The 17,290-nt window shown below is 32.6% G+C and carries 18 protein-coding genes; 3 read left to right on the top strand and 15 right to left on the bottom strand.

Going from position 1 to position 17,290, the window contains the following annotated elements:
* Positions 1 to 34: 34 nt before the first annotated feature.
* Positions 35 to 1,420: a DUF4173 domain-containing protein gene (locus tag IRZ99_RS09970; RefSeq protein WP_194657146.1), complete on the top strand. Its 1,386-nt coding sequence runs from the start codon at positions 35 to 37 to the stop codon at positions 1,418 to 1,420.
* Between the two features lie 53 nt (positions 1,421 to 1,473).
* Here IRZ99_RS09970 and rluF read toward each other — a convergent pair whose 3' ends face one another.
* The 5 genes from rluF to IRZ99_RS09945 all read right to left on the bottom strand — a co-directional run bounded on the left by rluF (position 1,474) and on the right by IRZ99_RS09945 (position 5,789).
* Complete coding sequence (rluF, locus tag IRZ99_RS09965; RefSeq protein WP_194657145.1) at positions 1,474 to 2,298, bottom strand: 23S rRNA pseudouridine(2604) synthase RluF; 825 nt, start codon at positions 2,296 to 2,298, stop codon at positions 1,474 to 1,476.
* 164 nt (positions 2,299 to 2,462) lie between these two features.
* Positions 2,463 to 2,807 carry an antibiotic biosynthesis monooxygenase gene (locus IRZ99_RS09960; RefSeq protein WP_194657144.1) on the bottom strand — a complete coding sequence of 115 codons (345 nt, stop codon included), beginning with the start codon at positions 2,805 to 2,807 and terminating at the stop codon, positions 2,463 to 2,465.
* 44 nt (positions 2,808 to 2,851) lie between these two features.
* Complete coding sequence (locus IRZ99_RS09955) at positions 2,852 to 3,724, bottom strand: alpha/beta fold hydrolase (protein ID WP_194657143.1); 873 nt, start codon at positions 3,722 to 3,724, stop codon at positions 2,852 to 2,854.
* Between the two features lie 187 nt (positions 3,725 to 3,911).
* Positions 3,912 to 4,691, bottom strand: coding sequence for a zinc ribbon domain-containing protein (locus IRZ99_RS09950; protein ID WP_072974617.1), 780 nt, complete (start codon positions 4,689 to 4,691; stop codon positions 3,912 to 3,914).
* A 3-nt stretch (positions 4,692 to 4,694) separates the two neighbouring features.
* A complete protein-coding gene (locus tag IRZ99_RS09945; RefSeq protein ID WP_194657142.1) occupies positions 4,695 to 5,789 on the bottom strand; it encodes a Nif3-like dinuclear metal center hexameric protein in 1,095 nt (364 codons plus the stop codon).
* Positions 5,790 to 5,885: 96 nt separating this feature from the next.
* Between IRZ99_RS09945 and lpxK the strand changes: the two genes are divergently transcribed.
* On the top strand, positions 5,886 to 6,908 hold the full coding sequence (gene lpxK / locus IRZ99_RS09940) for a tetraacyldisaccharide 4'-kinase (protein WP_194657141.1): 1,023 nt from the start codon (positions 5,886 to 5,888) through the stop codon (positions 6,906 to 6,908).
* Between the two features lie 28 nt (positions 6,909 to 6,936).
* Here the strand turns inward: lpxK and IRZ99_RS09935 are convergent, their stop codons facing one another.
* From IRZ99_RS09935 to lipA, 3 genes are all read right to left on the bottom strand, one after another.
* Entirely contained in the window at positions 6,937 to 9,111 is a 2,175-nt protein-coding gene (locus IRZ99_RS09935; RefSeq protein ID WP_194657140.1) for an ATP-binding protein, read from the bottom strand.
* 25 nt (positions 9,112 to 9,136) lie between these two features.
* The gene (gene gap / locus IRZ99_RS09930) at positions 9,137 to 10,135 is read right to left on the bottom strand and encodes a type I glyceraldehyde-3-phosphate dehydrogenase (protein ID WP_194657139.1); all 999 of its coding nucleotides are present in this window, start codon (positions 10,133 to 10,135) and stop codon (positions 9,137 to 9,139) included.
* A gap of 76 nt (positions 10,136 to 10,211) precedes the next feature.
* Positions 10,212 to 11,078, bottom strand: a complete 867-nt coding sequence (lipA, locus tag IRZ99_RS09925; RefSeq protein WP_047774095.1) for a lipoyl synthase — start codon at positions 11,076 to 11,078, stop codon at positions 10,212 to 10,214.
* A 329-nt stretch (positions 11,079 to 11,407) separates the two neighbouring features.
* Here lipA and IRZ99_RS09920 point away from each other — a divergent pair, with 329 nt between their 5' ends.
* Positions 11,408 to 12,277, top strand: a complete 870-nt coding sequence (locus IRZ99_RS09920) for a M48 family metalloprotease (RefSeq protein ID WP_194657138.1) — start codon at positions 11,408 to 11,410, stop codon at positions 12,275 to 12,277.
* Positions 12,278 to 12,341: 64 nt separating this feature from the next.
* Here the strand turns inward: IRZ99_RS09920 and IRZ99_RS09915 are convergent, their stop codons facing one another.
* The 7 genes from IRZ99_RS09915 to IRZ99_RS09885 all read right to left on the bottom strand — a co-directional run bounded on the left by IRZ99_RS09915 (position 12,342) and on the right by IRZ99_RS09885 (position 17,268).
* The gene (locus tag IRZ99_RS09915) at positions 12,342 to 12,722 is read right to left on the bottom strand and encodes a PH domain-containing protein (protein ID WP_072974609.1); all 381 of its coding nucleotides are present in this window, start codon (positions 12,720 to 12,722) and stop codon (positions 12,342 to 12,344) included.
* A 239-nt stretch (positions 12,723 to 12,961) separates the two neighbouring features.
* Positions 12,962 to 13,789, bottom strand: a complete 828-nt coding sequence (locus IRZ99_RS09910; RefSeq protein ID WP_194657137.1) for an energy transducer TonB — start codon at positions 13,787 to 13,789, stop codon at positions 12,962 to 12,964.
* Positions 13,790 to 13,943: 154 nt separating this feature from the next.
* Positions 13,944 to 14,495, bottom strand: a complete 552-nt coding sequence (locus tag IRZ99_RS09905) for an RNA polymerase sigma factor (protein ID WP_074659495.1) — start codon at positions 14,493 to 14,495, stop codon at positions 13,944 to 13,946.
* Positions 14,486 to 15,592 (bottom strand): glycosyltransferase, encoded by a 1,107-nt coding sequence (locus IRZ99_RS09900; protein WP_194657136.1) that lies wholly within the window; start codon positions 15,590 to 15,592, stop codon positions 14,486 to 14,488. The genes IRZ99_RS09905 and IRZ99_RS09900 overlap by 10 nt, the downstream gene beginning before the upstream one ends.
* Before the next feature lie 83 nt (positions 15,593 to 15,675).
* Complete coding sequence (locus IRZ99_RS09895; RefSeq protein WP_194657135.1) at positions 15,676 to 16,290, bottom strand: FMN-binding negative transcriptional regulator; 615 nt, start codon at positions 16,288 to 16,290, stop codon at positions 15,676 to 15,678.
* A gap of 9 nt (positions 16,291 to 16,299) precedes the next feature.
* Positions 16,300 to 16,758 carry a GNAT family N-acetyltransferase gene (locus IRZ99_RS09890; RefSeq protein WP_194657134.1) on the bottom strand — a complete coding sequence of 153 codons (459 nt, stop codon included), beginning with the start codon at positions 16,756 to 16,758 and terminating at the stop codon, positions 16,300 to 16,302.
* A gap of 6 nt (positions 16,759 to 16,764) precedes the next feature.
* Positions 16,765 to 17,268, bottom strand: a complete 504-nt coding sequence (locus tag IRZ99_RS09885) for a hypothetical protein (protein WP_194657133.1) — start codon at positions 17,266 to 17,268, stop codon at positions 16,765 to 16,767.
* Positions 17,269 to 17,290: the final 22 nt, after the last annotated feature.

Genomic DNA, 17,290 nt, shown 5'->3' with positions numbered 1-17,290 from the left:
CTTTGAAATACAAAGTACTTTTAAATTTATTACAATGAAAAAACATCACATTATTTTAGCTTGCAGTTTGATTTTCTTACTGCTTTTTTACAAAGAAGATTTAGGCGTTAACCTTGCCATATTTGGATTAGTGTTAACGGGTTTTGTTTGTTATTTCTTTCAGGACCGCTTTTCTGAAAGATCACATCTGATTTTAGTGGTTACATCGGTTTTGTCTTGTCTGGCTTTTGCCTGGTATGGAGATTTTGCTTCTTTTCTGGCATTGGCACTGTCTGTTCTTTTTTTACAGTTTAAAACACAGGATCCAAAACTGAAAATAGTACAGATGTTCCCACTTGTATTTTTAAACGGAATTACTTCATTGGGACGCGTTTTAATGTTTAAACAATGGCTTCCGGAAAAAAAAATCCATAACAACTTTGCCAAGAAATTGGTTGCTTTTTTTGTTATCCCGGCTATTTTCTTAATCTTGTTTTTTATTGTGTATTCTTTCGGAAGTGATCATTTTTCTTCTTTGTTTACAGATTACACTTTAGATATCAATCTTGGAAATCTTATAATAATTGGAATTCTGGGTTTCTATATTTCATTTAGTTTCTGGAATTATTGGGTTCCTGAAGTTTGTTATGAAAAAAATGAATTGCTGGATAATGAATTCAGCAATATAGCCGAAGTCAAAAATCAAAATACCTTTTCGTTTCTTGATCTGGACTTCGAGAGAAAAAGTGGTGTGATCACTTTATTACTTTTGAATGTAATGCTTCTGGTATTTATCGTAACCTATAATTACGAACAGTTTTTTGAAGTGGTAGAAAAATCAAATTTAAGTGCCGATACACATCAAAGAGTAAATTCAGTAATCTTTTCGATTTTGATGGCGGTTGGTGTAATCATGTTTTATTTCAAAGGAGGATTCAATTTTGACAAAGAAGCGGTTTCTCTTAAAAGACTGGCTAAGCTGTGGATTTTTCTAAATGGTCTCTTAATTGTAAGTGCTTTTATTAAAAATTCAGAATATGTTTCCTATTTCGGATTAACATATAAGCGATTAGGAGTTTATGCTTTTCTGATTTTAGCCATTATTGGTTTAGTTTATGTCTTTTTTAAAATTGCAAAGCAAAAAACAAACGCTTATCTTATCAATCAAATGGTCTGGTATTTTTATGGAACGGTTCTTTTATGTAGCTATGTAAACTGGGGTAATTTAATTACGAATTACAATATTTCAGTAAATAAAACCGTAGAACCAGTATTTTTAAGCGATTTGAATTTTAATGATGAAGCCCGAAGAGCCTATTTTTTAAAGAACAATTTAGACGGACAAAAAACCGAAATCAGAAGGGAAGAAACAATTGAAGAATATCAAAACACTACATTTTTATCGAAAGCGTTGTATTATGAGTTTTTGAATAAGAAGTAAAAAGTAATAAAAAAATCCCGTTCGTTTGAGCGGGATTTTTTTATACTATAATTTTAATAATCTCCTTTTTTCTTAAATCGGGGATCATGTTTTGAAATGAATTCTGTTCTTCTGGTTGGAGCAGTTTTAGGACTTTCCGCTTTTGGCAAACTTGCTTCTTCCGTTTTACTTGACGGCTCAATCAAATGATTTAATTCTTTAATTTCATCATCCGTCAAATCGCGATAACGCCCCACTGGAACATCTAAAGAAATATTAATAATTCGGATACGTTTCAAAGCCGTTACATCATAACCCAAATATTCACACATCCTACGAATCTGACGGTTTAAACCTTGAGTCAAAATAATTTTGAAAGTGTATTTACTGATTTGTTCTACTTTACATTTTCTGGTAACAGTATCCAAAATCGGAACACCATTTCCCATGCGTTCTATAAATCGATCTGTGATCGGTTTGTTAACTGTTACTGTATATTCTTTTTCGTGATTGTTTCTGGCACGCAAAATCTTGTTTACAATATCACCATCATTCGTCATGAAAATCAATCCTTCACTCGCTTTATCCAATCTTCCAATCGGAAAAATACGTTTTGGGTAATTAATATAATCCACAATATTATTTCGAACTTCTAAGTTGGTGGTACATTCAATTCCAACCGGTTTATTAAAAGCCAGATAAACCATTTTTTCATGTTTCTCCACGATTAATTTTCCGTCGATGCGCACTTCATCATCTGGCGAAACTTTAGTTCCCATTTCAGGCACAACTCCATTTATCGTTACGCGTCCTTCTTCAATTAATTTATCCGCTTCGCGACGAGAACAATAACCTGTTTCTCCAATAAATTTATTCAGACGTTTTAAATTCTCTTCCATACTGCAAAAGTAGGTAAAATTTAGACTTCTTAGAATTTAGATCTCTAGATTGTTAGACTTCTTAGAATTTTAGTGTTTTCCGCAATCATGTAGGAAAGACAAAATGTGTGGGCTATCAAATGAAAAACCTTTGTCCCTTTGAACCTCTGCGCCTTTGAACCTTTTCAAGAATGAAAGCCTGCGCTGTCTTCAGGCGTTTCCTTCCTGTCAAACATCCCATAATCCCGAACAACATGTGCAATTCTTAAATGATAATCTTTAAAGACTTCATTTCGTCCTTTTGCCTGTGCGTGACGATGCATTTCTAAATTTCGCCATTGCTGAATACTTTCCTCGTCCTTCCAAAAGGATAATGATAAAACCTTTTCAGGATTACTAAAACTCTGAAAACGTTCTATCGAAATAAAACCTTCAATATGATCTAATTCTGCTCTCAAACTTGAGGCGATATTTAAATATTCTTCTTTTTTTCCTTCGTTAGGAATGACTTCAAAAATTACAGCTATCATTTTTTATCTCTTAGGTTATTAGAATTTTAGATTAGAAGAGAAACTTAGCGACTTCGTGTTTCAGAACCTTCAGAAAATAAAAACTCAAGAACCTTCTCATACAATTCATCATCATGCATTCCGTGCCCCAAACCTTTAGTTTCGATAAATTGACTATTCTTCCAATTACTGGCTATTTTTTTACCTTCCTCAAATGCGACAATCTTGTCTGAAGTATCGTGTGCAATTAATCCTGAAACATTAAATTCAGCTGCAAATCTTTGCCCTGAGAAATCTTCGAGTTTAAAATTGAAACGTGTCATGAATTTACTTTCTAAAAGCGAAAGCATTTTGGTGTTCAGACTTAACATCGAAATGTAATTATCAATCAATGTTTTTAGTTCTGAAGGTGCTCCTAAAATTACCATTTTATTAATGCTGGTATTCGGGAATAAATATTGATGGTAAACACAAGCCGCACCACCAATAGAATGTCCAATAATAATTTCCGGCTGATATTTCTCAACTGCCTTATTAATAAATTCAGCGTAAAGCGGAACATTAAATTCTTTTCCGCTGCTTTGTCCATGCGCAGGCGCGTCGATAGCAATTATAGTACTTCCGGATTTTTGAAGATGTGGTAAAGTTTTTTTCCAGCGCGAAGCGTTGCTTTCCCAACCGTGAACAAGCAGAATTTTAGTTTCGTTTCCTTTCCAGATATACGTTTGAAAATGATGTTCGTTGTGATGAAACGTTTCTGTTTCTGTGTTTTTTAGGATTTTGGGCAACGTGTCTTTTTGCAGTTTTCCAATTCGTGGCTGACTAAAAAGCGCGTATGAAAGTTCAACTGCTTTTTGAGGACGAACGTAACTTAGGAAGTTTATATATTGTCCGACCGATTTTAATGTAATGAAACGTATTCCCTTTTTAATTCCCACAACTTAATTTTTTCTAAAGATAAAAAATATCATTTTAAACTTGCTGAAAAATGTTTGCCACAGATTAAAAAGATTCCTATGATTTTATCTCACTGCTTGAGCGAATTTTAATCTGCGGTAATCTTTTTAATCTGTGGCAAAAAATAATGAGCAAAAAAAAGTCCCGATTTAATCGGGACTCTATTATTTAGAATTTTGAGAACAATTGTTCCATTTTTTCTTTTTCTTCTTCAGCTAATGCGCTGTCAACTAAAATTCTTCCAGAGTGCTCATCAGTGATGATTTTCTTTCTTGAAGCAATTTCTACCTGCGTTTGAGGTGGAATTGTAAAGAATGATCCTGCAGACGCTCCTCTTTCGATAGATACTACAGCTAAACCATTACGAACACTGCTTCTGATTCTGTTGTAAGCAGCTAATAATCTTTCTTCAATTTGACCCGAAAACTCAGCAGATTTCTCAGATAAGAAGATTTCTTCTTTTTGAGTTTCAGCCATAATTGCATCAAGTTCAGATTTTTTATGTTTTAAATGAGAACTTTTTGCGTCAAGTTTTTCTTTTAAGTTAGAAATAACTTCTTTTTTATGTTCGATAGAAGCTTTCATTTCTTTGATTTGCTTTTCAGCCAATTGAATTTCTAATTCCTGAAATTCAACCTCTTTAGTCAAAGAATTAAATTCTCTGTTATTACGAACTGATTCTTGTTGTTTTGTGTATTTTTTGATAACCTCTTTGTGCTCATCAATAGCATTTTTCTTTGCTTTGATAAGATCTTCAATCACTTCAAGTTCACTTTTCAGTTTCTCTGAACGAGTGCTCAAACCTGCAACTTCATCTTCTAAATCTTCAACTTCTAAAGGAAGTTCTCCTCTTACGTTTCTGATTTCGTCAATTCTAGAGTCAATAAGCTGTAAATCGTATATTGCTCTTAACTTGTCCTCAACACTTAATTCTTTCGTATTCGCCATATTCTATAAGTACTTAACTGGATTTGTATTTTCTTCTGATAAAATGATGGCAAAATTAAGGATTTTTTTTCGAAGATAATCAACAATATAGTTTTTTGTATAGCGTTCACTCTCAAAATGACCAATATCTGCTAAAAGTAACTTGTTTTCGGCTTCATAAAACTGATGGTATTTTAAATCAGCAGTCAAAAAAGCATCGGCACCAGCCTGAATTGCATTTTTGATAGCAAAACTTCCAGAACCTCCCAAAACCGCAACTTTCTTTATTTTTTTTCCTCTAAAGGCCGAATGACGAATTCCGTTGGCAATCATTTTATCTTTTACGAAAAGCAAAAAGTCTTTTTCGTTCATTGCATTTTCAAATTCTCCAATCATTCCTAAACCAATATTTTGATGCGAATTTTGAAGCTCATAGATTTCATAGGCTACTTCTTCATAAAGATGATTATCAAAAAGAGCTTTTAAAATTCTTGATTGTAAATGTTTTTCAAAAGTAACTTCAATTTTTATTTCCTCGGTTTCTGTCAATTTATGACGTTTTCCAACAACTGGTTTACTTTTAGAATTGCCTTTATAGGTTCCAATTCCGTTTGAGTTAAAACTGCAATTGTCATAATTTCCAATAGTTCCCGAACCAGCATCAAATAGAGCCTGACGTACTTTTTGTGCATTATCAGGGACAGTGTAAGTAACTAATTTTTGTATGAAATTTTGTTTCGGAATTAAGATTTTTGTGTTTTCCAATCCTAATATATCGCAGAATATTTTATTTACGCCTTCTGAATGATTGTCAAGAGCAGTGTGGACGGCATAAATAGCAATATCATTTTTGATCGCTTTTAAAATGGCACGTTCGACATAATTTTTACCGGTAATTTTTTTGATTCCGGAAAATAAAATAGGGTGAAAACAAACTACCAAATTGCATTTTTTTGCAATAGCTTCATTAATTACATTCTCCAGAGCATCATGACAGACTAAAATTCCTGAACTCTGTGCTTCTGAATCGCCAACTAAAAGTCCAACATTATCAAAATCTTCAGCGTAAGCCAAAGGAGCCATTTCTTCCAGAACTGCAATTATTTCTTTAATTTTCATCTTCTTTTTATTTCAGGTTTCAAGTTTTAGGTTTTATGTTTTACGATGAACCCGAAACTTGAAACAAATTAACGAAAAAAATTATACTTTCGTAAAATGAATGTACTTCGAAAAATACTTTTTCCGTTTGCCATTTTATACGGATTCATTACTTCAATTAGAAATTTTCTTTTCGATAAAGGAATTCTAAAATCAACTTCATTTGATGTTCCGGTTATTGCTGTTGGAAATCTAAGCGTGGGCGGAACCGGAAAAACACCTCAAATAGAATATCTTATTCGATTATTGTCTGATAAATTTAAAATCGCAACTTTAAGCCGTGGTTACAAGCGTAAATCTGAAGGTTTTGTTTTGGCTGATGGAACTTCAAATGCTGAAATTCTTGGTGATGAACCTTTTCAGTTTTATCAAAAATTCCCCAATATTCAGGTTGCTGTTGATGCAAATCGCACAAACGGAATAAAGCAATTACTTTCTCAAAAAAATAAACCTGAAATAATTCTGCTAGATGATGCTTATCAGCACCGAAAAGTAAAAGCCGGATTTTATATTCTGCTTACTTCTTATGGAGATTTATATGCAGATGATTTTATGTTGCCAACCGGAAATTTGCGCGAAAGTAGAAGCGGAGCAAATCGCGCCAATATTATTGTCGTAACCAAATGTCCAAAAGATCTGTCGGATCAAAAACAGGAAGAAATTCGATTGAAATTGAATTTAAATTGTTCGCAGCAAATCTATTTTACTTTTATAGATTATGATGACGCGATTTATAATAAAGAGGAGAAGATTGCAGTCAATGATATTAAGTCAGATAAAAAAGTACTTTTGGCCGGAATAGCAAAACCAAAACCATTTTTTGATTATTTAAAGAATGAAAATGATGAATGCCTTACATATCCCGATCATCATCATTTTTCGGATTCTGATCTTGAGGAAATTCAAAACAAAGGAAAAGGTAAAAAAATCATTACTACAGAAAAAGATTATGTGCGTCTAAAGGATTCTAAATTGGTTTCACAATTGTATTATCTTCCTATAAAAAGTACCTTTATGGGTAACCAACAAAATTTTGATGCAACAGTTTTAGAGTACGTCAATAAAACCTTAGAATCTTAGCAGTTTAGAATCTCATAGTCTTAAAAAACTAATCAAAGAACTTAGCAATTATAGTATAGAATTCATCCGGAACAAAAGGTTTCGTAATAACATCATTCATTCCAAAAGATAATAGCATCTCTCTATTTTCATCAAGAGAAATAGCAGTTAAAGCAATAATTGGAGTATTTTTATCAAATTCCCTGATAAGTTTTGTCGCAGTTGTTCCATTAATGCCTGGTAAATGTACATCCATTAAAACCATGTCAAAACGTTTCACTTTTAAAAGTTCTACAGCTTCTTCGCCATTATCCAGGATTTCGCAGAGTATGGCTTTGTTTTCCAGCATTTTTCTGGTAATCATTTGATTGATTTTGTTATCCTCAATCAATAAAATAGATTTGTGTTTTAATTGTTTGTCGTTATATGGTTTTGCTTCTTCAACCACTTCTAAAGGTTCTTTGTTAATACTAAAATCTAATTTAAATGTAAAAGTAGATCCTTTTCCAACTTCACTTTTTAGTTTTATTTCACCTCCTAAAAGTTCAATCAATTTTTTTACGATGGTAAGACCTAAACCGGTTCCGCCATATTTTCGATTGACTTCTATAGAGCCTTGTGAGAAGCTTTCAAATACCGTTTGTAATTTATCTTCTGGAATACCAATTCCGGTGTCAACAATTTCAAAATAAACGGTTGCAGTTTCTTCCTCAATGGCATATAATTTTGCAATTACATTGACATTCCCATTTTGAGTGAACTTAAGGGCATTATTGATTAAGTTTAAAATGATTTGAGATAATTTAGTTGGATCTCCAATTAAATTGTCCGGAATGGTTTCGTCAATTTCGAGATTAAAGTAGTTTTTGTTGGCGGTCGCCAGTTCTTTTAAGGAGCTTTGAATATTAAATAAAAGTTCTTTTAAATTAAAGCTTATATTTTCGATCTCTACTTTAGTAGAGTCAATTTTATTGATTTCAAGAATTTCGTTGATAAAGGTAGTAAGGTAATTTCCTGAAAATTTTAAAGATTCTAAATACTTTAGCTGAGTTTTTTTCGGATTGTCTTCGAGTAGTAAATGTGTTATTCCGTTAATTGCATTCAGCGGCGTCCGCAGTTCGTGACTTACTGTAGATAAAAATTCTGATCTGGCTTTTGATGCTTTTTCGGCTTTATTTTTAGCAAGAATAAGTTCTTTATTTTTTTCTCGTAAAAGTAAATTATTCTGATTTCGAATGATATTGTTTTTGTATAAAGCCAGACTTAACAGAGATAAAATCGAAATCAAAGCAATAGCCAGAATGCTAACCAATTTCGAATATCGATAGGTTTTTAATTGTATTTTTTCCTCGCTTTCACGTTTAAGCGTGTTGTTTATAGACTGCGTTTTTTTGAACTTTTCGTACTCGTTCAGATCTAGTTTTGCATTTTTTAATTTAAGAATATAATTCTCGATTTGATAATGTTCGTCTAAATAAGAGTAAGCTAAATCAAAGTTTCTATGTTTTTTGTAGTACTGACTTATGGCCAAAATGATCTTTGATTTTTGAGCCAAATTATTGTTTTTGATACTATAATCTAAAGCATTCTCGAAATAAACAAGTGCCGAATCGTTTCTCTTAAGCTGACTTTCAATCAAACCAAGCTGATAATATGAATCTGTTTTGGTTTTGAGGATTTTTGGATTGTCCGGTTTTTTTACTATTTGATGGAAAGTTTTTGCCGCAAGAGGTAGATTTTTGCTCGCTTTTAAGGCCATTGCTTTTTGATAATCTAAAATTTCAGCATGGTCAACAAGTTTTAATTGTTTAAGTAAACTATCTGCTTTTTGATAGTAAACATTTGCAACATCATAATTTCCTTTTGCAGTGTTACTGGCGCCAATGTAATGTAAGGCTAAAATTTTGGTACAGGTTGGTTTGACTTTGTCAAATAATGAAACGCTCTTATGAAAGTTTTTTAAGGCTTCATCATAATTTTGCTGATTGTAGAAAATTTTTCCCAGCTTGAAAGTTTGATTGGCTAAATTTTCGCCCTGACCGCTTGTTTGACAGAAATCGATTGATTTTTTGGTATAAAAAACAGCCTGATTATACTTTTTCTTATCAAGATTTGAGTTTGCTAATTTATTATAATAGGAAATGCTATCTGTATTCTTCTTTTGAGTTTGAGAATACAAAAATGAATTTAAAAAACAAACAAGAATAAGAAGATGGTATTTCATGTATGGCAATGCTTTTACAATGAATCTATGTTTTCCTTATCAGTAAAATCAAATCTATTAATCTTGATGAATAACCAATTTCGTTATCGTACCAACCCACAACCTTTACCATTTTGTCAATAACCGAAGTAAGCTGTGCATCGAACAAACACGAATGTGTATTGCCAATTACATCGACAGAAACAATTGGATCTTCTGTGTAATCTAATATTCCTTTTAAATGCGTTTTTGAAGCTTCTTCAAATGCTTTATTAATCTCTTCTATAGTGACAGCACGTTTTACATTAAATGTGATATCGGTCAATGAACCATCAGGAACGGGAACACGAATGCCACAACCTCCTATTTTTTGATGCAATTTAGGAAAAATTTTTGTTAATGCCTTAGCTGCACCTGTAGTTGTTGGAACAATTGACTGACTAGCGCCTCTCGCCCTGCGTAAATCCTTATGTGGCTGGTCATGAAGACTTTGGTCAGTGGTGTACGAATGTATTGTTGTAATGTATGCCTGCTCGATTCCGCAAAGCTCATCAATGATTTTTATCATCGGAGCGGCATTGTTTGTTGTACAACTTGCATTCGAAACGATCAACTCATTTCCGTCTAAAATACTATCATTTACTCCTAAAACTACTGTTTTTATTGTGTCAACTTCTGATGGGGCCGAAAGAATTACTCTTTTTGCTCCGGCTTCAATATGTGCATTTAACTCTTCATGCGTTTTATATTTTCCTGTTGATTCTATTACAAAATCAATAGAATGGCTTTTCCAGTCTAAATTTGAAATGCTTTTTTCATGAAAAAAGACAAAATGTTTTCCGTCAACAATGATACCTTCTTCATCGTGACTTACTTTAAAAGGTAAAACTCCATGAATACTGTCGTATTTTATCAAATGCGACATGGTTTTATTATCAGCAATATCATTAATTGCAACTACTTCAATTTCTGGGTGGTTTATAAGAAGGCGAAATAAATTTCTCCCAATTCTTCCAAAACCATTAATAGCAATTCTAGTTTTCAAATGCATTGTTTATTCGGTAAATCGTTTATTTGTTTAACAGGTTTTACCATTAAACAAATAAACGATTAAACTATTTTTATAAAATATGTTTTTGTGCTTTATAGGAAGAACGAACCAAAGGCCCGCTTTCTACGTGACGGAAACCTAATTCAAGACCAAATTTTTCATATTTAGCAAATTGATCCGGGGTTATAAATTCTTTTACGGGTAAGTGTTTTTTACTTGGTTGCAGGTATTGACCAATAGTTACAACATCAACATTTGCATTACGCAAATCGGTCATGGTTTGAAAAACTTCTTCTTCAGTTTCACCAAGTCCAAGCATAATGCCTGATTTAGTTCTGTTGATTCCTTTTTCTTTTAAGTAACGTAAAACTTCAAGACTACGATCGTATTTTGCCTGGATACGAACCTCACGTGTTAAGCGACGAACGGTTTCGACATTGTGCGAAACTACTTCAGGATTTGCTTCTACAATTCGGTCAATGTTTCTTTCAATTCCCTGAAAATCCGGAATTAAAGTTTCAAGTGTAGTGTTTGGATTCATTCTGCGAATTGCTTTCACAGTTTCAATCCAGATGATTGATCCGCCATCTTTCAGGTCATCTCTGTCAACACTTGTTATTACAGCATGTTTGATGTTCATTATTTTTATAGAACGTGCTACTTTTTCAGGTTCGTCCCAATCTACCGTTTCTGGCCTGCCAGTTTTTACACCGCAGAATCCGCAAGAACGCGTACAAACATTTCCTAAGATCATAAAAGTAGCTGTTCCTTCGCCCCAGCATTCTCCCATATTTGGGCAACTTCCTGAGGTGCAGATAGTGTTTAAGCTATATTTATCAACTAAACCACGAAGTTCAGTATATTTTTGTCCAATTGGAAGTTTAACCTTTAACCATTTAGGTTTTCCAGTTGGTATATTTTCAATGACTGTTTCCATATATCAAAATTCAAAGTACAAAGATAAGCATTGTAGTTTATTTGAGGATTTGTTTGTAGTTTAATTTGAAATTGTATGGTTACAATTTCGCGAAACTGTTTTGATGATTATTTTATCAAATTGTTAAAATATTGTTTTTTGAAAGTAACATTCGTTCAAAAGGTATTGTTTTTGGTTGTTTATTAGAGTAGAAAGGCTAAATATGCTATTCCTTTGACTTTTACTCATTTAAAATTTATATCTTTATTTGTTAAAAAATGGACTTAAAAGGAGTCTAAAAAGGAATATTACTGTACTACATTTGTTGTTAAATTGAAATAATAAGAAGTATGAAAAAGAAATTTATTGTATTAGGAGTTTTATTTGTCGCTTTTGGATTTACTAAGGTCAATGCACAAATTAATTTTGGAGATAAAGCGATTGGTGCTGTTCAAAAAGGTGTTACCGGTTTTACATTTAGCAATGCCGATGCTGCGGCACTGTCTAAAGCGGCGGTAGATAAATTGGATACCGAAAATGAAATTGCCGGGCCGACAGATGGATATACTTTAAGATTGAATAAAGTTTTTGGAAAATATACGGCTGGTGAAGGTTATACATTAAATTATAAAGTATATAAATTAAAAGAAGTAAATGCTTTTGCAACGGCAGACGGTAGCGTTCGTGTGTATTCAGGATTAATGGATATCATGGATGACAATGAGTTACTTGCTGTAATTGGCCATGAAATTGGTCACGTTGCAAATCATGATTCACAAGATGCTATAAAAGCGGCTTATAAAAAAGAAGCTTTAATGGATGCAGCTGCTTCACAATCAACAACTGTGGCTACTGTTACTGATAGTCAGTTAGGAAAAATAGGAAGTGCTATTATTGATAGTAAATTTAGTCGTAAACAAGAAGCGGAGGCTGATTTGTTTGCGTATAATTTCATGAAAAAAAACGGTTATGATGTAAATGCAGAAGAATCTGCTTTTAGAATTTTGGCCAAAATGAGTGAAGGGGCAGAAGCTTCCTTTATTGATCAAATGATGAGCTCACATCCAGATTCAAAACAAAGAGCTGAAGATGCTAAAAAAAGAGCTGAAAAAGATGGTTTGTATAAGCCGTATGTGCAACAAAAAATTGTAAATACCGTTCCGGCTCCGACTAAGAAAGCGACGACTAAAAAGAAAACTACAAACAAAAAGAAAAAGTAATTTCCTTTAGAAAAAAGAAACCCGATAAATTTTTGAAATTTGTCGGGTTTTTTTAATTTTATGATTAACCTAAAACATGGTGAGCTAGTACTTTTTGAACATCATAAACATTTACCGATTTAGTAAATTGTTTTACAATACTTGGCTGCACTTCGCTTGATACCCAAATTTTTAATTCGGCTTCTAAATCAAAAGTTCCCGCTGTTTCTACACTAAATCGGGTAATGCTTTTGTAAGCGATCGATTTGTATTCTGTTTTGCTTCCTGTGATTCCTTGTACGTCTACTAAGATTAATCTTTTATTAGTGAAGATAAAAGTGTCACGGATCAATTTGAATCCCATTTCAATGGATTCATTATCCGTTAAAAGCTGTCCGTAGTTTTTTAGTAAATCTTCCTGACTTACAGAACCTGCATTTCCAAGAAGTGCTGAAAATATTCCCATTTTTTAGTTTTTAATTTTAATAAAATGCTTTTCTTTTATAAAGGTAAAAGTAATTAAATTAAAAAAAGTGTGATAATTAATTTCACGCAAAGTAGCAGAGTCGCAAAGAAAAACTTAAAATAAGGCTTTGCGACTCTGCTACTTTGCGAGATTCATTTGAAGTAAAATAAAAATCTTAATTTCTTGGTTACTTACAAGAGGGCAAAAAAAAGCAGAACCTAAATTCTGCTTTTTCTTTTTTATTCTACTTCCGTTTTTATCGTTATTGGAAGGTTATATGCAGTTCTTACTGTTTTTCCGTTAAGTACTCCAGGAGTCCATTTTGTTTTTAAGGATTTCAAAACTCTGACAGCTTCTTTTCCTAAACCATATCCCGGATCTTTTATTACCGTTATATCTGTAATTGAGCCGTCTCTTTCAATTACAAAAGAAACATATACTTTCAATGTTCTCTCAGCATCTAATTCAGGTCTGTTGAAATTGTTTCCAACATAAGTATAAAACTTAGCCATTCCTCCAGGGAATTCCGGCATTTTGTCTAATACAGCAGAATTTACTGGATCATTAGTTGCTGGTGCTATCTCTGTACCGGCACCATTGCCACCAGTTGCAGGTAAAGCATTTACTACCGTGCCAGTTCCTGTTGAAGTATTGTCGACAACAGCTGTGTTTTCCTCATTAGTTGCAATGTTGTCTACTGCCTGATCAGGAGTCACAATAACCGGATTGGATAATTGAGACAGATCGGTTGCCGGAGCCGAAGGAGCGCTTTGTTGTGGAGGTGCAATTGTTTCTGGTGTTTTTGGAACAATGGGAGTGTTGTCAAAGTGCGTAATAACTGTTGGTTCCTTAGGAAGTGCATCTGTTTCTACTACGCCCTGTGTTCCTAATTTATTAATCAACATCGATACGCTTCCAATACCTGCTAAAAATAGCAGTCCCATAAATAGCGCTGTTACTGTGGTTTTTGCATTCTCCTGGCGTAATTGATACGCGCCGTACTCTTTGTTTTTGTTTTCGAAAACAAGGTCGGTCCAATTGGTTTCGTAGATGTTTGATTTAGACATGATTAATGGATTTTAAGGTTAAGTAACATTAAATCATAAGCGACAGGTTTTTGGTTTTAGCAACAATGTAGGTGTTGTTGTTTTAGTATGTGAATAATTGATTGTTTTAAGAAAAAATAAGATAATACTTTATTCTTTACCTAAAGATAATAAATTATCTATTACGTTCAATTATTTCTGCTAATAATTTTTTAGCACGAAGAAGCTTTACTTTTACGTTGCTTAATGGTTCATCAATTTTAAGTGCAATTTCCTGATAGGTCATTTCCTGAAAATAACGTAACTGAATGACTTCCTGATAATGAGGTTTTAATTCTTTGATGCATAAAAGCAAACGAGATAAATTTTGCTCTTTAATTAATGCATCTTCAGCAGATGGAGTAGGGTCGGCGATGTTGTATGCCTGTTGATCTTCAGAATCTGTAATTTCGATAAAAAGATTGGTTTTCTTTTTGCGCAATAAATCAATATAGACATTTTTTGCGATCGCAATTAACCAGGTGTTGAATTGAAATTCTGAGTTGTAAGTAGCAATTTTGTCGAAAGCTTTTGAGAAAGTTTCGATTGTGATATCTTCGGCAATCGTTTCGTTTTCAGTACGTTTCAGCATGAAGCCATACACTTCATTCCAATAAAAATCTAATAAAAAAGTAAAGGCAATCTGGTCGCCTTTTTTTGCTTTTTCTATTTTAGAATTTATTTCCAATGTACAGGTTTTGAAAAGAGATTAGTTATAAAGATATTAATTTGTGTGAATATAAGCACTATCTCTACAATTGGAAACCATATTTTAAGATCATTTTCTTTTAATTTTCCGGCAGAAAATCCCATTACAGTCCATGCAACTGTGTAGCGAGTAGCCAATATTGCCAATACAGCAATCCATTGAAACTGGAAAGCCAATAAAAGTATAACTAATAAAAAGAATAATAATTGTGATGTATAAAAAAGACCCAACTGCATTTTATCAAAAAACTTGTAGTATTCTGCAGTAGAAACATGTCTTCTTTTTTGCGTGAACCATTCTTTATATGATTCTTTTGGTTTTGAATAAGTAAAGCTTTCCGGATTGTACGAAATGGTAGTGTTGCTTTTATTCGCAGCCTGATTAATAAATAAATCATCGTCGCCTGAGCGAACCTGAATATGGTCTATAAAACCGTTAACATTAAAGAACTCTTCTTTTTTGTAAGCTAAATTTCTTCCAACTCCCATATATGGAGCTCCAATTTTAGCCCATGAAAAATATTGTACAGCTGTTAAAACAGTTTCAAAACGGATAATTTTATTTAATAAAGAGCGTTCAATTTTTTCATAACCGCCATATCCTAAAACAATAGTTTTATTCATGGTAAATTGTGAAGTCATTGACGTGATCCATTCTTTTGAAGTTGGATAACAATCAGCATCAGTAAATAGGAGGTATTCTTTTTTAGAAGCTTTGATCCCTAAAGTTAAAGCATATTTTTTATTACCCCAGAAAGCTTCATTATTTTGTACTTTTACTAAACGAATATTGGGATATAGGTTTTCAAATTCTTCAAAAACTTCTAAGGTTTCGTCGCTTGATGCATCGTCAATTAATACAATTTCAAAATCAGAATAATCTTGTTCTGCTAATAACGGAATGAACTTTTTTACATTTTCTTCTTCATTTTTAGCACAGACAATTACAGAAACAGGAAGTTTTTTTTGTGTAATTTCTTGTGGTTTACTGAAAGCAAACTTTCCAAAAATTCCTAAGTAATAGAAAATTTGAATAAAAACAATAGCAATAAAGAAGTAAAATAAAGTTATAAGCATCTGATTTTAATGTCTTTTAATTTCTGAATCTTGCGCGTGCAAATGTACTTATGAATTCGTAATTTTCAATGGTTAATTCCAATTTACTTTCGGCATTTCTCCATTTCTTTTGCAACAGCAATAGCCTGAGGGTTTTCGGTTTTTTCTAATTCTGATATTATGTTTTTATAATTGTGATCATCGCGATTTTGAGAGAGTTTTTTTGTGGCCTGAATCTCATCGATTTCTATTTCGAAACCAAATATACCCCTCGCTTCACGCATTGTTTTTGCTGATAAATTCTCAACACGAACGGGATTCTCTGAAGTAGCTTCGTATTTGTCAACCAGTTTTTTTAATTGTTCTATTGTGCTTTCTTCATCGACAATTTTAATTCTTCCATAAACATGTACGGCTATATAATTCCAGGTAGGTACATTTTCGTGATCATACCAGGAAGAAGAAATGTAACTGTGTGGACCTGTAAACACAGCCAAAACCTGATCATTTTCAGTAAAACCTTCTGCTTGTGGATTTAGTTTTGAAATATGTCCTTGTAGAATTTCTTTTCCATCAGCATTTACTTCTAACTCTATCGGAATATGGGTCACACATAATTTTCCGTTAGTCTGATTGATGAGAATACCAAAACTGTTTTCTTTTAAAAAAGTTCTGATTGATTCCGGATCTTCGTTTTTGTATATTTCAGGTGTATACATTTTATGAGTTTATTTTAAAGATTTTCCAAAGCAAATTGCTTCCGGTCGATCGATATATTTTCCGTAATTAGGAATTACTTTATAATCTTGTTTTTTGTAAAATGCTGTTGCTTCTTGATTTTTCACTCGTGTTTCTAAGATTAAATCAGTATACCCAATTGTTTTAGCTTTATTTTCTAAAAAGGCCAAAACAGTTTGTCCGATTTTCTTTCCCGGATATTTAGAATACATTCGTTTTACTTCTCCAATATTTTCAGAAATTGGTCTAATCGCTCCGCATCCAACAATTTCATTGTCAATTTTGGCAACAGCAAAAACATATTTTGAATTATTGTATTTCCAATCGCTAAAAGAATTCTTTCCATCGCTTCCAAAACGAAGATAAAGATTTGCCGACAATTCTTCTATGATTGCCAGAACTTTTTCATCATTTGGATTGGTTACAATTATGGAAATTTGTTCTGACATTGATTTTTAATTTGATTTTGTTTCGTTTTTCACAGCAAACAAATTTGGTTTTACACTGAACCATAAAATCAAAAGCCCCAGTAAGGTAAAAGTAATTCCTCCAATGATAAATTGTATTACAAAATCATCAGAAAATGCAGATACGAAAAAATCAAATAAACGGGAAAATACACCTCTTCTAAAAAATTTAAGTCTTAGAATAATATACATTACAATGGCGACCAAAATTGTATTTAGTGATGAAAATTTATGTTTCCAGTTCAAGAAAGAAACCAGAAGAATTCCAGCTATAAGGCCTAAGAATATCCAGACATAAATACTTGGCCAAAAGTCAAAAAAAGCTTCTTTTGAAGGGAATAATCTATTCCAGCATTCCGATTTATTATTGTGAGTTGTGGCACAAATGAACTCTTCAGCGACAGTATAAAATCGCAGTTGAAGTGTGCCATGAATTAGGAAAATCATTCCAAGCAATTGAAGTAAAATTACTCTGAAGTTAAGTTCTTTCATTTAGAATATTAAATTATAAAAG

The organism is Flavobacterium sp. LC2016-12 (assembly GCF_015351595.1).
Lineage (GTDB): Bacteria > Bacteroidota > Bacteroidia > Flavobacteriales > Flavobacteriaceae > Flavobacterium.
Note: the sequence above shows the minus strand (reverse complement) of the source record. Positions and strands in the feature narration are given on the sequence as shown.

Bases quoted from the DNA above. Each gene is read 5' to 3' on its own strand.
- IRZ99_RS09945 (WP_194657142.1), bottom strand. From the start codon at position 5,789: ATGAAAATTAAAGAAATAATTGCAGTTCTGGAAGAAATGGCTCCTTTG.
- IRZ99_RS09890 (WP_194657134.1), bottom strand. From the start codon at position 16,758: ATGTCAGAACAAATTTCCATAATTGTAACCAATCCAAATGATGAAAAA.
- IRZ99_RS09915 (WP_072974609.1), bottom strand. From the start codon at position 12,722: ATGGGAATATTTTCAGCACTTCTTGGAAATGCAGGTTCTGTAAGTCAG.
- IRZ99_RS09900 (WP_194657136.1), bottom strand. From the start codon at position 15,592: ATGCTTATAACTTTATTTTACTTCTTTATTGCTATTGTTTTTATTCAA.
- IRZ99_RS09960 (WP_194657144.1), bottom strand. From the start codon at position 2,807: ATGATAGCTGTAATTTTTGAAGTCATTCCTAACGAAGGAAAAAAAGAA.
- IRZ99_RS09935 (WP_194657140.1), bottom strand. From the start codon at position 9,111: ATGAAATACCATCTTCTTATTCTTGTTTGTTTTTTAAATTCATTTTTG.
- IRZ99_RS09920 (WP_194657138.1), top strand. From the start codon at position 11,408: ATGAAAAAGAAATTTATTGTATTAGGAGTTTTATTTGTCGCTTTTGGA.
- IRZ99_RS09895 (WP_194657135.1), bottom strand. From the start codon at position 16,290: ATGTATACACCTGAAATATACAAAAACGAAGATCCGGAATCAATCAGA.
- rluF (WP_194657145.1), bottom strand. From the start codon at position 2,298: ATGGAAGAGAATTTAAAACGTCTGAATAAATTTATTGGAGAAACAGGT.
- IRZ99_RS09910 (WP_194657137.1), bottom strand. From the start codon at position 13,789: ATGTCTAAATCAAACATCTACGAAACCAATTGGACCGACCTTGTTTTC.
- IRZ99_RS09885 (WP_194657133.1), bottom strand. From the start codon at position 17,268: ATGAAAGAACTTAACTTCAGAGTAATTTTACTTCAATTGCTTGGAATG.
- lpxK (WP_194657141.1), top strand. From the start codon at position 5,886: ATGAATGTACTTCGAAAAATACTTTTTCCGTTTGCCATTTTATACGGA.
- IRZ99_RS09970 (WP_194657146.1), top strand. From the start codon at position 35: ATGAAAAAACATCACATTATTTTAGCTTGCAGTTTGATTTTCTTACTG.
- lipA (WP_047774095.1), bottom strand. From the start codon at position 11,078: ATGGAAACAGTCATTGAAAATATACCAACTGGAAAACCTAAATGGTTA.
- IRZ99_RS09950 (WP_072974617.1), bottom strand. From the start codon at position 4,691: ATGGCGAATACGAAAGAATTAAGTGTTGAGGACAAGTTAAGAGCAATA.